At 37.8% G+C, this 14,181-nt stretch carries 12 protein-coding genes and 1 other annotated feature; of the genes, 11 read left to right on the top strand and 1 reads right to left on the bottom strand.

The annotated features are described in order from the left end of the window. Positions 1–9 precede the first annotated feature (9 nt). The 4 genes from ACIQLB_RS04300 to ileS all read left to right on the top strand — a co-directional run bounded on the left by ACIQLB_RS04300 (position 10) and on the right by ileS (position 5,770). Positions 10–291, top strand: a complete 282-nt coding sequence (locus tag ACIQLB_RS04300; RefSeq protein WP_400721341.1) for a YggT family protein — start codon at positions 10–12, stop codon at positions 289–291. A gap of 627 nt (positions 292–918) precedes the next feature. Beyond that, on the top strand, positions 919–1,707 hold the full coding sequence (locus ACIQLB_RS04295) for a YlmH family RNA-binding protein (protein ID WP_400721338.1): 789 nt from the start codon (positions 919–921) through the stop codon (positions 1,705–1,707). 95 nt (positions 1,708–1,802) lie between these two features. Further along, the gene (locus ACIQLB_RS04290) at positions 1,803–2,327 is read left to right on the top strand and encodes a DivIVA domain-containing protein (protein ID WP_053483381.1); all 525 of its coding nucleotides are present in this window, start codon (positions 1,803–1,805) and stop codon (positions 2,325–2,327) included. 99 nt (positions 2,328–2,426) lie between these two features. Further along, positions 2,427–2,646: a binding site (T-box leader), on the top strand. A 355-nt stretch (positions 2,647–3,001) separates the two neighbouring features. Beyond that, positions 3,002–5,770, top strand: coding sequence for an isoleucine--tRNA ligase (ileS, locus tag ACIQLB_RS04285; protein WP_400721335.1), 2,769 nt, complete (start codon positions 3,002–3,004; stop codon positions 5,768–5,770). A gap of 150 nt (positions 5,771–5,920) precedes the next feature. On the opposite strand, the gene ACIQLB_RS04280 is transcribed toward ileS, so the two are convergent. Next, positions 5,921–7,099, bottom strand: coding sequence for an AraC family transcriptional regulator (locus ACIQLB_RS04280; RefSeq protein WP_400721331.1), 1,179 nt, complete (start codon positions 7,097–7,099; stop codon positions 5,921–5,923). A 237-nt stretch (positions 7,100–7,336) separates the two neighbouring features. Here ACIQLB_RS04280 and ACIQLB_RS04275 point away from each other — a divergent pair, with 237 nt between their 5' ends. From ACIQLB_RS04275 to ACIQLB_RS04245, 7 genes are all read left to right on the top strand, one after another. After that, positions 7,337–7,672, top strand: a complete 336-nt coding sequence (locus ACIQLB_RS04275) for a hypothetical protein (RefSeq protein ID WP_400721328.1) — start codon at positions 7,337–7,339, stop codon at positions 7,670–7,672. A 23-nt stretch (positions 7,673–7,695) separates the two neighbouring features. Beyond that, on the top strand, positions 7,696–9,264 hold the full coding sequence (locus tag ACIQLB_RS04270; protein ID WP_400721325.1) for a sodium/solute symporter: 1,569 nt from the start codon (positions 7,696–7,698) through the stop codon (positions 9,262–9,264). 333 nt (positions 9,265–9,597) lie between these two features. Then, positions 9,598–10,074 carry a signal peptidase II gene (gene lspA / locus ACIQLB_RS04265; protein ID WP_400721322.1) on the top strand — a complete coding sequence of 159 codons (477 nt, stop codon included), beginning with the start codon at positions 9,598–9,600 and terminating at the stop codon, positions 10,072–10,074. After that, positions 10,074–10,994, top strand: coding sequence for an RluA family pseudouridine synthase (locus tag ACIQLB_RS04260; protein ID WP_400721319.1), 921 nt, complete (start codon positions 10,074–10,076; stop codon positions 10,992–10,994). Before lspA ends, ACIQLB_RS04260 begins: the two co-directional genes overlap by 1 nt. A 233-nt stretch (positions 10,995–11,227) precedes the next feature. Then, positions 11,228–11,770 carry a bifunctional pyr operon transcriptional regulator/uracil phosphoribosyltransferase PyrR gene (gene pyrR / locus ACIQLB_RS04255; RefSeq protein WP_400721316.1) on the top strand — a complete coding sequence of 181 codons (543 nt, stop codon included), beginning with the start codon at positions 11,228–11,230 and terminating at the stop codon, positions 11,768–11,770. Positions 11,771–11,790: 20 nt separating this feature from the next. Further along, positions 11,791–13,101, top strand: coding sequence for a solute carrier family 23 protein (locus ACIQLB_RS04250; RefSeq protein ID WP_400721313.1), 1,311 nt, complete (start codon positions 11,791–11,793; stop codon positions 13,099–13,101). A gap of 201 nt (positions 13,102–13,302) precedes the next feature. Beyond that, positions 13,303–14,181, top strand: coding sequence for an aspartate carbamoyltransferase catalytic subunit (locus ACIQLB_RS04245; RefSeq protein WP_400721310.1), 879 nt, complete (start codon positions 13,303–13,305; stop codon positions 14,179–14,181).

Here is a 14,181-nt window from a genome sequence, read left to right as displayed (position 1 = left end):
GTAGTTTATATGACTTTTTTATTAATCTTGAAGTACGTGTCAATAGCATTTTATGTCTATTCACTAATGTTAGTCGCATATGTTTTAATGTCTTGGGTGCCAGCTATTCAAAACTCTTCAATTGGACGTTTATTAGCAAAAGTATGCGAACCTTATCTTGCCATCTTTAGAAAATTCATTCCGCCAATTGGCATGATTGATATTTCACCTATCGTAGCAATATTTCTCCTTAATTATATTCAAAAAGGGCTTTTTATTGTTATTTTAAAAATATACGAGATGTTTGCATAAAAAAAATCCTCACGAACGGTGGGGATTTTTTATTTATGGGAAATACTATAAGCATGAGTAGAGATTAGTGTTGTGGCATTACTAAAGCAAGATTCAACTGAAATTAAGGATCAATATTAAAAAGTATTGTTGGTATGAAAGCATTCCCTTTGAGTGAAGTGTGCAGTTAAGTGCATATTTTGGCGTATCACCAGAAGTTGGGGTGACATTTGTTATTGGAGCGGAGGCTGCAGCTGCGCCTACTTTTAAATATAAAACTAAGCGTGTTGATTAGGAAAATATAGGTTTATTATTGACTGATAAAAGGATTTTTTTGTTGATACTTTGCTAATGTATGCTCATTTTAACTGATTGTAGCGTAGGGCTACCCGACTTCCGCGGGAAAGCGAGACAGACGAGCCCCTGAGGCCAACACGATATTGGTCATGAAGGCTTTGTCACAGGACGTGACGCACTTAGCCTTCGTTCCTTTAGCGGAGGAAGCGGGCCCGCAGGAAAGCGAGTAGCACGTAGCGGAAATCAGAGCCTTAGGATGGATTAAAATGGTTAAACAATACATCTGATATGAATCCTTAAAATACCAATGAAATTGTACAAGTAAAAGAGAGATAATAGAGGTGAAGTTATATGGAGCATTTAATACAGCATTTTAGGAAAGATGAACAACCTTTTATAGAACAGGTTGTAGGCTGGCAGCATGAGGTAGAGGATCGATATGCTCCAAAGCTTACTGATTTTCTAGATCCTCGACAGCGCTTTATTGTTGCATCGATAATTGGACAGTATGACACTTTAAAAATAGCTAGTGCTGGGCTCTTTGAGGATGCAGAAAGACAACGCATGCTTATTTATCCTACTTATTTCGAGCCTCTGGAGGAAGACTTTCAGCTTACAGTATTTACAATTCAATATCCAGTGAAATTTGTCCAACTACGACATCCAGATGTTCTTGGAGCTTTATTATCTTTAGGATTGGATCGTGGCAAATTCGGTGATATTCGTGTCAATGACCATCTAGTACAATTTGTAGTAGCGAATGAGATAGCGGAATATGTACGCTTACATTTAACTGGCATCGGCAAAGTAAATGTACATGTAGAATCGATTAAAGAGACGGAGCCATTGCTTCAAAATGAGGAAGAGTGGCTAGAGGAGTCTCATACTGTTTCTTCAATGCGTTTAGATGTTATTATCTCCACTATTTTAAAAATTTCTCGTCAGAAGGCACAAGCATTAATTACAGGTAAAAAGGTACGAATCAATTGGACTGAACGGGATACAGTTGCTTTTGAATTACAAGAAGGAGATATTTTATCTGTACGCGGTAGCGGTCGAATAAAAATTATGATGACTGAAGGCCGTACAAAAAAAGATAAAATTCGTTTGCAAATCGGTCGATTAACTCAAAAAAGCTGAAAATCAAGTAAATTTCATTAATTTTTACTGCTAAGTTGTTAGAACAATTGTATAATAGAAAGTACGAATGTACATGTAAAGGAGAGAAGGATCGTATGCCATTATCACCTATTGATATACATAATAAGGAGTTTACTAAATCTTTCAGAGGTTATGCTGAAGATGAAGTAAATGAATTTTTAGATCAGATTATTAAAGACTATGAAATTTTGTTACGTGAAAAAAAGGAAGTAGACAGACAATTAGAAATCTCTTTAGAACAAGCAAGACATTTTAACTCATTAGAGGAAACGTTACAAAAATCAATTGTTGTTGCACAAGAGGCAGCTGACGAAGTACGAAGAAATTCTCAAAAAGAGGCTAAACTCATTGTAAAGGAAGCAGAAAAAAATGCTGATCGTATTATCAATGAGGCTTTAACAAAGGCTCGAAAAGTGACAATTGAAATTGATGAGCTGAAAAAGCAATCAAAGGTCTTCCGTAATCGTTTTAAAATGCTTGTAGAGGCACAGCTGGATTTACTAAATGCAGACGATTGGGACCATTTGCTACAATATGATATTGACCTTACTGAAATTCAAACATCTGTTGAAGAAGCACAGGAAGCCGATCAAGTTTAATCGCTAATATGTAGCCATTTGAACGCAATAAGTGAAGCTTGACGTGATTGTTTGATTTTCATATACTATGGTAATAGTAATTATTTTGAACACATATGCAAACAGGCAGAGACGAAGACAGTATTTGTTAGGCGTAGTTAAGCGATTTGGGGATAGTGAGAGCCCAAACAAGCAAATAACAATGAACATCACTTCGGAGCTAAATAACTGAATGAAGTAAGTTATTTCGTGACGCACAACGTTAACGTGCTTTAAGTGGTAGTACAATTTTGTGCTACAATTAGGGTGGTACCGCGAGTATAAGCTTCTCGTCCCTTTGAGGGATTGAGAGGCTTTTTTATGTTTAAATGGCGGTTGGCTTCATTTCTATTAGTGTGAAATGGCAAAATCCTGTGTTTGAACTTATACTTCCATTGTTAAAACGTGTTGATTTTGCCGATAATTAGAACTTGAGGATGGTATTTCACAAAACGTATGTCATGTAAATAAGTTGATTGGAGTGGAGGCTGGGCGACTCCTTGGGGATTAGCGGCTCATCTGACGCCCCCAGGAAAGCGCCCAGCCGGAACGGAAATCAACCTACACGTTATAATAATAAGCCTAATAACTGTCGTAATTGTATGAGCGCCTAAGCATTTGTTTTTTGTTTGTAAAATAAAGGAGGAATTGAAAAAATGGTTGAGTACAAAGATACTTTATTAATGCCAAAAACAGATTTCCCAATGCGTGGAAACTTACCGGCAAATGAACCGAAGATGCAAGAAAAATGGAATGAAATGGACATTAATAAATTACAAATGGAGCGTACAGAAGGACGCCCTGAGTATGTGTTACACGATGGACCTCCATATGCAAATGGTGATATCCATATCGGTCATGCTTTAAATAAAGTGCTGAAAGATATGATTACGCGTCATCGATCTATGACTGGCTACCATGTAAACTATATTCCAGGCTGGGATACACATGGTTTACCAATTGAGCAAGCACTTACGAACAAAGGTGTAAAGCGCAAAGAAATGTCTGTTGCTGAATTCCGTAAATTATGTGAAGAGTATGCTTACGAGCAAATCGACAACCAACGTACACAATTTCGCCGTTTAGGTGTTCGTGGTGATTGGGAAAATCCATATATTACATTAAAGCCTGAATTTGAAGCACGTCAAATTGAAGTATTCGGAAAGATGGCTGAAAAAGGCTATATTTATAAAGGTTTAAAACCAGTTTACTGGTCTCCATCATCTGAATCTGCACTTGCAGAAGCAGAGATTGAATATAAAGACGTTAAATCGGCTTCTATTTATGTAAGCTTTGCGATTAAAGATGCTAAAGATGTTGTCCCAGCAGATGCTAAAATTATCATTTGGACAACAACACCTTGGACAATTCCAGCAAACTTAGGTATTTCTGTAAACCCTGAATTTATCTATGTGGTTGTTGCAGTTGCCGATAAAAAATTCATCGTTGCGAAAGAATTATTAGAAACGGTTGCTAACGAACTTGAATGGGAATCGTATGAAGTTGTTCAAGAAGTTAAAGGTGAAGCATTAGATCGAATTGTTGCACAGCATCCATTCTATGACCGTGAATCTCTTGTGATGGTTGGAGAGCACGTAACTGCTGAAGCGGGTACTGGCTGTGTTCATACAGCACCAGGACACGGGGAAGATGACTATCATATTAGTAAGCAATATGGTCTACCAATTCTTAGCCCTGTTGATAATAGCGGTTGCTATACAGATGAAGCACCTGGTTTTGAAGGTGTATTCTACAATGATGCAAACAAGTTAATCACAGAAAAATTAAAAGAAGTAGGCGCATTAGAAAAGCTTAACTTCTTTACACACTCTTATCCACATGACTGGCGTACGAAAAAACCAGTTATTTATCGTGCAACACCACAATGGTTTGCGTCAATAGATGCATTCCGTGATGAGTTACTAGACGCAGTAAAATCAACGGCATTTACACCTGCTTGGGGTGAAACTCGTCTTTATAATATGATTCGTGACCGTGGAGACTGGGTAATTTCACGTCAGCGCGCATGGGGTGTTCCAATTCCAATTTTCTATGCTGGAAATGGTGAGCCAATTATTACACCAGAGACAATTGCTCATATCTCAGCATTATTCCGTGAGCATGGATCAAATATTTGGTTCCAAAAAACAGCAAAAGAATTATTACCTGAAGGCTTCACACATACAGGCAGTCCGAACGGTGAGTTTACCAAAGAAAACGATATTATGGACGTTTGGTTTGACTCAGGTTCTTCTCACCAAGGTGTGCTAGTAGAACGTGGTATGAAATATCCAGCTGATTTATATTTAGAGGGCTCTGACCAACACCGTGGATGGTTCAACTCATCATTAATTACTTCTGTAGCTATTAATGGCTATGCACCATATAAGGGACTATTAACACATGGTTTCGTGCTAGATGGTGAAGGTCGTAAGATGAGTAAATCTTTAGGGAATGTCATTATCCCGAAAAAGGTTATGGATCAATACGGAGCAGATATTCTTCGTTTATGGGTTGCTTCTGTAGATTATATAGCCGACGTTCGTATCTCAATGGATATGTTGAAGCAAGTATCTGAGGTTTATCGAAAAATCCGTAACACATTCCGTTTCTTACACGGAAATGTAGCTGATTTCGATGCAACGAAAGATCGAGTAGCATATGAGGATCTTCGTGAAATGGATCAGTACGTTTATATGCGCCTACAAGATGTTTTAAAAACTGTAAGTGCTGCATATGATCGCTATGATTTCGCAGCTGTTTATCATGCAGTGAATAACTTTGTTGCAGTAGAATTATCTTCATTCTATTTAGATATTGCAAAAGATGTTGTGTACATCGAAGGCCACGACAACAAAGATCGCCGTGCGATGCAAACAGTTATTTATGACACATTAATGACATTAGTAAAAGTGATGTCACCTATTATTCCTCATACAAGTGACGAGATGTGGTCTTACTTACATGCTCAAGGTGTTGTAGAAGAGGTATCTGTACAATTAGTAGACTTCCCAGAGGTAGATGAACATGAAAACTTCGAAAGTCTACGTGCAAAATGGGTGAAAATTATTGATGTTCGTGACGATATTTTAAAAGCATTAGAGGAAGCTCGAAATGCAAAAACAATTGGTAAATCACTTGAAGCGAAAGTGACAGTTTATGCGAAAGAAGATGTGGCGGCATTATTAAATGATGCAAGCATTAATTTTGCACAGCTTTCAATCGTTTCTGCCTTTGAAGTAGCATCAATTGAAGCTGCACCTGCAGATGCTTTAGCTCTAGAACATGCATCGATTGTTGTAGAAAAGGCAACAGGTGAAAAATGTGAGCGTTGCTGGTCTATTTCTGAAACAGTCGGCTCAAATGAAGCACAACCAACAGTGTGTGCGCGTTGTGCAGAAGTTGTAGAAAAGTATTACGCTTAAAAACAAACAGTAAATAAGAATCTGCATTCTATGTAATTAATAACGCAAGTCTCCTGATGATGGGGGCTTGCGTTTTTTACTTTGTCATTGAGGTCTAGCAGATTCTTTTTGTAATGGAGTGACTTGAATGCTTCATTTACGTGTTCTGAACTATTTAAATAATATTTCTTGCGTATTACGGTAGTCTGTTGGGGATATGTCGACATATTTCTTAAAGGTAAGGCTGAAATAATTAGGTGTGTTAAAGCCACAGATGAAGGAGATTTTTTCGATGGTGTAATCGTATTTTCGCAAATACGGCAGTGACTTGATGATACGTGTAAAAGCTACATAATCCACAAAATTGCGACCAGTCTCTTTTTTAAATAATCTGCTAAAATGAGTAGCACTAAAGTTGATATATTTGGCAACATCACTGATCGTCAGTTGTTCATCATAATGCTCCTCGATATATTGGATAGCCTTTTGGAGCTGTTTTTGCTTTGTTAAATCTTCATAAAATCGTATATGAATACTATGAACGGGCGGTTTCCTCCGTGCCTTTCGAGCTTGGCTATAGGATTCCTTGACTTGCATGGCGTCCTGAAAAACTCCACCAATCCCCATAAAAAGGTGGATGCCATAATCTTTTTTTAACACTTCAATAACCTCAAGTAAACAAGCTCCCCCCTCAGACCAATGCTTAAATGATGTGTAATCATTAGGAATGCGCATAAGCAACAGTAAATAACGTTCAAAATGTAAGAAGGATAGAGGTGCTTTATTAGCAAAGTTTTGGTGAAATACATTTGTTATAACACTGCTTGCATCATGAGGGATAGGTCCACCTTCATTTACATCTATATAGCCCTGGATTAAAAAGACGATATTTGGGATGCAATGCCTCGATAAGAAAGAGGATGACTGGATTATTTCCTGCTCACTTTCAACCTCTCCTCGTATAAGCCGTTTTAAAAAAGCTTCTCGGAAGGGTGAAGTATGGTCTTGCGTGATTTGCTGCGATAACTCAAGCATTGTAAGAGTACTTGCCTGTTTTTCTTTGTAGGATGTATAAAGCTTTTTAACAATTCTTAGAAATTTTGCTTTCTGTAATGGCTTTATAAGAAGTGCGGACAAATTTAGTTCAATTGCTATACCAGTTGAGTAGGTAAGGTGTTCTGCAACAATAGGGATAATTATACTATTAGGATAATTTCTTTTTAACCGATTTATCTTTACCCAGTCAAATAAATGGTTGATTTCATAGACAATGATGGCGGAAGTCTCTGTTTTGGGTTCTTCACAGTTAATAAAGGTATTAGGTAAAAATTCTTCTAACCAGTAGTCCATTTGTTGTTTTTCATTTGAATTTTCAATGTACCAAACAATATTTAATATGCTAACATCTCCTTTCTATTTAAAATGGAAAATGATAAAAATATTTTAACTTAAAATAGCATTTTTTTGTACTAATACAGCAATATTTTGTAACTATTTTATAGATTGAATAGAATAGAATAATTGTAGTGGATAATAATTTGAAATTTCAGATAATTATTCATTGATACAGAAAGGGGGAGCTGAAATATGGCGGAAGTAAGGAGTCATGATTATGAATACGTGGAAGCTGGAACTGTAGATGTGAAGAATCTTCCACCGCTAGATGCAACTACTAACAAAATTATGAAAGATGAGTTTACTACAGGTTTTAGCTTAACGGTATTTTATTTCATTTTAATTTTTAGTATTCCAGTTATGAACTGGTTTGCTCCAGAGCTTGCTTTCAAGAAAATTTTTGGTGGTATGACTGTTACATGGTTTGTGACAACCGTCGTTATGATGGTAATGGCCTTTATCATTGCGTATGTGCATACAGCATTGTACGAAAGACGCCTAAAGAAATACGAAATACTAATTAAGTAGTTTTAGCTAAGGGGGTATGTTGAATGATGAAAGCTCTATTAGAACCGAAGATGTTAATGACTATTGCTTTAATGGGGACAATTGTATACATTACGTATTTAACGAAAAGAAATGCAACGGCATCCGATTTCTTTGTTGGGGGACGAAGTTTTGGATGGTTTACAAATGGCTCTGCTATTGGAGGAGACTATTTAAGTGCAGCTACATTTCTTGGGATAGCTGGTTTAACTTTTCAATTAGGTTACGACGGTGCTTATTATGCATTTTGCTTCTCCATTGGATTAACGTTATTAGCTATTTTTGTGGCAGGTCCATTAAGACGTTTCGGAGCATTTACCGTTGCTGATTTTTTAGCCTATCGTTTTCATAGTAGACGAGCTCGGCTAGTAGCAGTAGCTGTGGTTTTGGCAATTTCTGGTTTTTATGCAGCGCCGCAATTATTAGGAGCTGCACAAATTTTAAGTATGTTTTTTGGGACTTCATATGAATTCGGCATCATTTTTACCTGTGTTGTAATGATTTTCTATGTAGGAATAGGCGGTATGAAAGGAACAACAATCAACCAAGCTTTAGAACTTTGGATTCGCCTTGGTGCGTTTATTGTTATGTTGATTACTGCGATATATGGTGGTTTGCATTACGATAAGATTTTAGCTGCCATTAATTCATTCAGCGGTCCGATTGCAGGAACTTCACCATATGCCCTAGATGGAAGTGATGTTAATTTTGATGGTGCTGCTTGGACAGGAACAGGCTTTTATTTCCCAACATTTTGGCAAACTATCAGTATGACAATAGGTTTAGCATTAGGTACAATTGGTCTGCCGCATATATTACTAAGATTTTATACAAATCCAAGTGCGAAGGCGGCTCGTAAATCAGCATTAATGGCGATTGGGATTGCCAGTACGTTTTTCTTATTAGCTGTATATTTAGGTGTTGTAGGTCGTTCTATTTTTATCTCAGGTACAGCAAGTGACGAGGTAATGCGTGATTTAGTGCTAGGTGGAAACAATATGGTTATTCCTACAACAGCACTAGCACTAGGAGGTAAATGGCTACTTGGGCTAGTCATAGCAGGTGCATTTGCAGCCATATTCTCAAATTTATCAGGGTTATTTATTACAAGCTCAGGTGCATTAGCCCATGATTTATATGCAAGCATTATGAAAAAGGATATTACCGACAAACAACGAGTGCTTGCAGGGAAAGTAGCAATTGTGATATTAGGTATTTTATATGGAGCATTGGGCTTACTAGTTAAGGATGCATCCATTGGACATTTAGTCGCACTAGCTTTTACTGTTGCGGCGAGTACATTTACACCAATATTCATTTTAGGTATTTGGTGGAGAGGAATGACAGAGAAAGGAGCAATTGCAGGTTTACTAATTGGACTTGGCGTATCCATGTGGATGATTTTCCTACCAGGAACACTACCAAGTTTCTTACAATTTAAAATTCCTGGCATTGTGACAGTACCAGTTGGCTTCTTATCGGTTGTTATTGTGTCATTATTAGATCGAAAAGTACCAGCTGATGTCAATGATTTCATGAAGCGTGTGCATTCGAAAGAGTCTGAAACAGCTTAAAACGGTATAACATTGAATAAAAATTGAAAAGCTATTGCCATTACTTTTAAAGTAACGGCAATAGCTTTTTTGTAGAAAAGAAAGCAGAGAGAGACGGAAAGAAGAGCTGAAGCGACGGATAGGAAGTCCAGAGCGACGGATAGAAAGACGAAAGCGACGGTTACAAAGCCGAAAACGATGGATAGATCAACGAATGCCCACAAGAAAGGCCAAATCGAAGCAGAAATCACCCCCACATAAGGTATTGATCCATATTTTCATGCTATATTAGTTATTCTGAGATGGGCTGTTATGGTAGAATAGGTTAGATGTTGAGCGAACGGAGGAGTGTCTGTGTATAAATATTATGGATTAGCCGTATTCGTAGTTATTTTAGATCAATGGACAAAATGGCTAATTGTGAAAAATATGGAGTTTGGTGAACGAATATCAGTATGGGATCCGTGGTTTGGGATATTGTCTCATCGCAATAGAGGAGCAGCATGGGGAATGTTAGAAGGACAAATGTGGTTATTTAGCATTGTCACGATAGGTGTTATTTGTGCTATCCTATACTTTTATCATAAAGAGGCTAAGGGTAAACCTATTTTTCAAGTAGGCTTAATGCTTTTATTAGGCGGAGCTGTAGGTAATTTTATTGACCGTATCTTTAGAGGTGAAGTGGTCGATTTTGTAAATGTCTTAATTCCAGTAATTAATTATGATTTCCCAATCTTCAATATTGCAGATGCTGCTTTAACAATGGCGGTAGTGATATTAATGATTGGCTTAATCGCTGAAGATAAAAAAGGAAAGAAACAGGTGAAATAATGACGCAAGTATCATATACAATGGAAGAACAACAACAGGGAGAGCGCATTGATAAGGCGCTTTCGGGTGTGCAATCAGAGTGGTCGCGTACACAAATCGGTAATTGGATTACTGAGGGCATTATCAAAGTAAATGGAGAGACTGTAAAGGCAAAGTATAAGATAAAAGTGGGGGATATAGTAGAAATCGATGTACCTGAAGCAGAGCCATTAGATGTTATTGCTGAAAACTTAGACCTTGAAATTGTTTATGAAGATGCAGATGTCCTAGTTGTAAATAAACCAAAGGGCATGGTTGTCCATCCAGCGCCTGGACATATGACGGGTACACTTGTAAACGGCTTAATGTATCATTGTCAGGATTTATCAGGCATTAATGGCATTATGCGTCCGGGGATTGTCCATCGTATTGATAAGGACACATCAGGATTATTGATGGTTGCTAAAAATGATGCAGCTCATGAATCATTAGTGAATCAGCTAGTCAATAAAACAGTAACACGTAAATATACTGCGCTAGTTCACGGGCATATTGCACATGATAAAGGAACAATTGATGCACCGATTGGACGCGATCAAAAAGATCGTCAAAAACAAGCAGTTGTCGATAAAGGGAAGCATGCAGTAACTCACTTCCAAGTTATCGAACGCTTTGGCGCATATACTCTTGTAGAATGTCGCTTAGAAACAGGACGAACTCATCAAATTCGCGTGCATATGAATTATATTGGCTTCCCACTTGTTGGTGATCCAAAATATGGACCAAAAAAGACAATAGACTTTGGTGGACAAGTATTACACGCGGGTGTATTAGGCTTCGATCACCCTACTTCAGGTGAATATATGCAGTTTGAAGTACCAATTCCTGCTGATTATGAACAATTATTAAATGATTTAAGAAAAAAATGCATTGACGTATAGTAAAAGAAAGTCTATACTAACGAAAGTGAATGAACAACTTAACTAAATATTCACCTTTAATGACAGTCCAGAGAGGCTGAGAAGGTACATGTGAATGTGTTGTAAAAAATTTGCGCTGCAAATTTTTCGACATACTATTTAAACACGTATATAACCCTCTCAGGCCATTCGCCTTGAGAGGTTTTTTTATGGACACATGACCAACAATAAATAAAAGAGAGGAGGAAACTTACATGGCACAAAATGAGCTATTAGATGGCCCATCTATGGCAAGAGCGTTAACACGCATTGCACATGAAATTATTGAACGCAATAAAGGAATCGATGAATGTATTCTAGTTGGTATTAAAACACGAGGTGCCTTTCTTGCAAGACGCCTTGCAGAACGAATTGAAAAAATTGAAGGCAAACCAATCCGTACGGGGGAGCTAGACATCACCCTCTACCGAGATGATTTAACGACAAAGCATGATAATGAACAGGCACATGTCGAGCAAGTAGATATTGATGATGTGGTCGTTAATCAAAAAATTATTTTAGTCGATGATGTACTTTACACAGGGCGTACAGTACGCGCAGCACTTGATGCAGTAATGGATTTAGGGCGACCTGCACAAATTCAACTTGCAGTCCTGATCGATAGAGGTCATAGAGAACTACCAATAAGAGCTGATTATGTTGGCAAAAATGTACCAACATCTGGAACAGAGCGTATTGTCGTAAATTTACAAGAGGTAGACGGAGAAGATTGCGTCATCATTTTTAAAGAAGACTAACTATAAAGTGAGGAAACATTATGTCAAATGCAGTATTAGATATTAAGGATAAACCGACCCCGGTCCAACTAGTGACATTAAGTTTCCAGCACATGTTTGCCATGTTTGGGTCAACGATCTTAGTTCCTCAGTTGGTAGGTCTTAGTCCAGCGATTGCCCTTTTAACAAGTGGAATTGCTACACTGTTCTTCTTATTAATTACGAAATTTCAGGTGCCAGCATATTTAGGTTCATCCTTTGCCTTTATTGCACCGATTTTACTTGTAGCAGGTGGTTTAAATAAAGATGGTTCAAGTGTAAATCCAGGTCATGCGATGATTGGTGCAATGGCAGTCGGGATTACATATGGTATCGTATCCCTAATCATCTGGAAAAGCGGCTATAAATGGATTATGAAAATTTTACCGCCGATTGTAGTAGGACCTGTCATTATGGTAATTGGTCTTGGATTATCAGGGACAGCGGTTAATATGGCGATGAATGTCAATGACAAATATAGCTTTTTACACTTCTCAGCAGCGTTAGTGACATTATTTACAGCTATTATTTTCACGATTTTCTTTAGAGGTATTTTAAGCACAATGCCAATCTTAATTGGCTTAATCGTAGGATATATTTACTCAATGATTATCGGGATTGTAGATTATTCACCAATTGCCGAAGCAAAATTCTTTGCAAAGCCTGAGTTTTTAATCCCAGGTGTTCACTATAACTTTGAAATCACAACAAAACTACTCCTAACAATGGTGCCAATCGTTATCGTAACTATATCAGAGCATATTGGTCACCAGTTAGTATTAGGTAAAGTTGTTAATCGAGATTACATTAAAGAGCCAGGCTTACACCGTTCACTTTTAGGTGATGGAATTGGAACATTTATTAGTGCATTAATCGGTGGTCCACCGAAAACAACTTACGGTGAAAATATCGGTGTCCTTGCTATCACACGTGTTTACAGTGTGTATGTAATTGCAGGCGCCGCAGTCGTAGCAATTTTACTATCATTCTTCGGGAAAGCAATGGCCGTTATTGCAACAATCCCAACAGCTGTACTTGGTGGGGTATCCATCTTACTCTTCGGTATCATTGCAGCAAGTGGATTGCGAATGTTAGTTGATAATCATATCGACTTTGGGAATAGTCGTAACTTGGTCATTGCCTCTGTTATTTTAGTCATTGGCATCGGTGGTGCGAAGTTCGTTATTTCAGAATCACTAAGTATCGAAGGTATGGCATTAGCAGCGATTATCGGTGTTCTTTTAAATGCCATCCTACCAGGTAAAAAAGAAGCGGCAATACCAGTACCGTACAATCAAAATAAAGATTCATAGAAGTACCTTTTAATGAATTGTCCAGAGAGGCAAAAAAAGGGAAGTTGTAGACAGGCTAAAAGTAGGAGTGTATCCTGCTGTAGTTTGTTGCGCCTCCTTATGCCTCGTTGATGACATCAACGGGGCTTTTACTTTATTCAGATTACTGAATATGGAACGTTTATACATAAACGTTCATGAAACACACCTACGGAGGTTACAATGAAGAACTTATTATCGATGGAACATTTAACAATTGAAGAAATTAACCACATTCTAGATTGTGCGCAAGCTTTTGAGAATGGTGAAGCATCATCATTATCTCGCCCATACAACGTCGCAAATTTATTTTTCGAACCTAGTACGCGCACGAAAACAAGCTTTGAAATGGCAGAGCGTAAAGTTGGCTGTATCGTTATCCCATTCGATGGTAGCTTTTCAAGCGTCACTAAAGGAGAGACATTGTACGATACGGTAAAGACCTTAGAAATGATTGGTATGGACGCAGTAGTCATTCGCGCAAAGGAAGATGCATATTACAATGAACTACTTGAAGGCATCAATGTGTCAATTATTAACGGAGGTGACGGCACTGGTCAGCATCCGTCTCAATCATTATTAGATCTTTATACTATCAGAAAAGAGTTTGGTTCTTTTGAAGGGTTGAATGTGACAATCGCTGGAGATATAAGTCATAGCCGTGTAGCGAAATCGAATGCCTTAGCGTTACAGCGCTTAGGGGCCAATGTTCATTTCCTTTGTCCGGAAGATTGGGCAGGCAGTTTCGAAGCGCATCATTCATGGGATGATTTAATCGAAATAAGCGATGTGATTATGTTACTTCGTGTGCAGCATGAACGTCATAAGGTAAATAAAAGCTTCTCAAAAGAGAGCTATCATCAAGAGTACGGTTTAACAATTGAACGTGAGAAACAAATGAAGGAAAAGGCAATTATCATGCATCCAGCACCGGTCAATCGTGATGTAGAAATTGCTTCAGAGCTAGTAGAATGCGAGCGTTCTAGAATTTTCGAGCAGGTTCGTAATGGTGTATATACACGGATGGCTATTGTTGAAACAATTTTAAAGGGGAGAGAGTAA

This window comes from Lysinibacillus sp. NPDC092081 (genome assembly GCF_044755845.1).
Lineage (GTDB): Bacteria > Bacillota > Bacilli > Bacillales_A > Planococcaceae > Lysinibacillus.
This window is presented reverse-complemented; position numbering and strand designations above follow the sequence as displayed.

What these genes read in the sequence shown, in the direction of transcription:
- ACIQLB_RS04300 (WP_400721341.1), top strand. Translation starts at nt 10, where the DNA reads ATGACTTTTTTATTAATCTTGAAGTACGTGTCAATAGCATTTTATGTC.
- ACIQLB_RS04295 (WP_400721338.1), top strand. Translation starts at nt 919, where the DNA reads ATGGAGCATTTAATACAGCATTTTAGGAAAGATGAACAACCTTTTATA.
- ACIQLB_RS04290 (WP_053483381.1), top strand. Translation starts at nt 1,803, where the DNA reads ATGCCATTATCACCTATTGATATACATAATAAGGAGTTTACTAAATCT.
- ileS (WP_400721335.1), top strand. Translation starts at nt 3,002, where the DNA reads ATGGTTGAGTACAAAGATACTTTATTAATGCCAAAAACAGATTTCCCA.
- ACIQLB_RS04280 (WP_400721331.1), bottom strand. Translation starts at nt 7,099, where the DNA reads ATGGACTACTGGTTAGAAGAATTTTTACCTAATACCTTTATTAACTGT.
- ACIQLB_RS04275 (WP_400721328.1), top strand. Translation starts at nt 7,337, where the DNA reads ATGGCGGAAGTAAGGAGTCATGATTATGAATACGTGGAAGCTGGAACT.
- ACIQLB_RS04270 (WP_400721325.1), top strand. Translation starts at nt 7,696, where the DNA reads ATGATGAAAGCTCTATTAGAACCGAAGATGTTAATGACTATTGCTTTA.
- ACIQLB_RS04260 (WP_400721319.1), top strand. Translation starts at nt 10,074, where the DNA reads ATGACGCAAGTATCATATACAATGGAAGAACAACAACAGGGAGAGCGC.
- pyrR (WP_400721316.1), top strand. Translation starts at nt 11,228, where the DNA reads ATGGCACAAAATGAGCTATTAGATGGCCCATCTATGGCAAGAGCGTTA.
- ACIQLB_RS04250 (WP_400721313.1), top strand. Translation starts at nt 11,791, where the DNA reads ATGTCAAATGCAGTATTAGATATTAAGGATAAACCGACCCCGGTCCAA.
- ACIQLB_RS04245 (WP_400721310.1), top strand. Translation starts at nt 13,303, where the DNA reads ATGAAGAACTTATTATCGATGGAACATTTAACAATTGAAGAAATTAAC.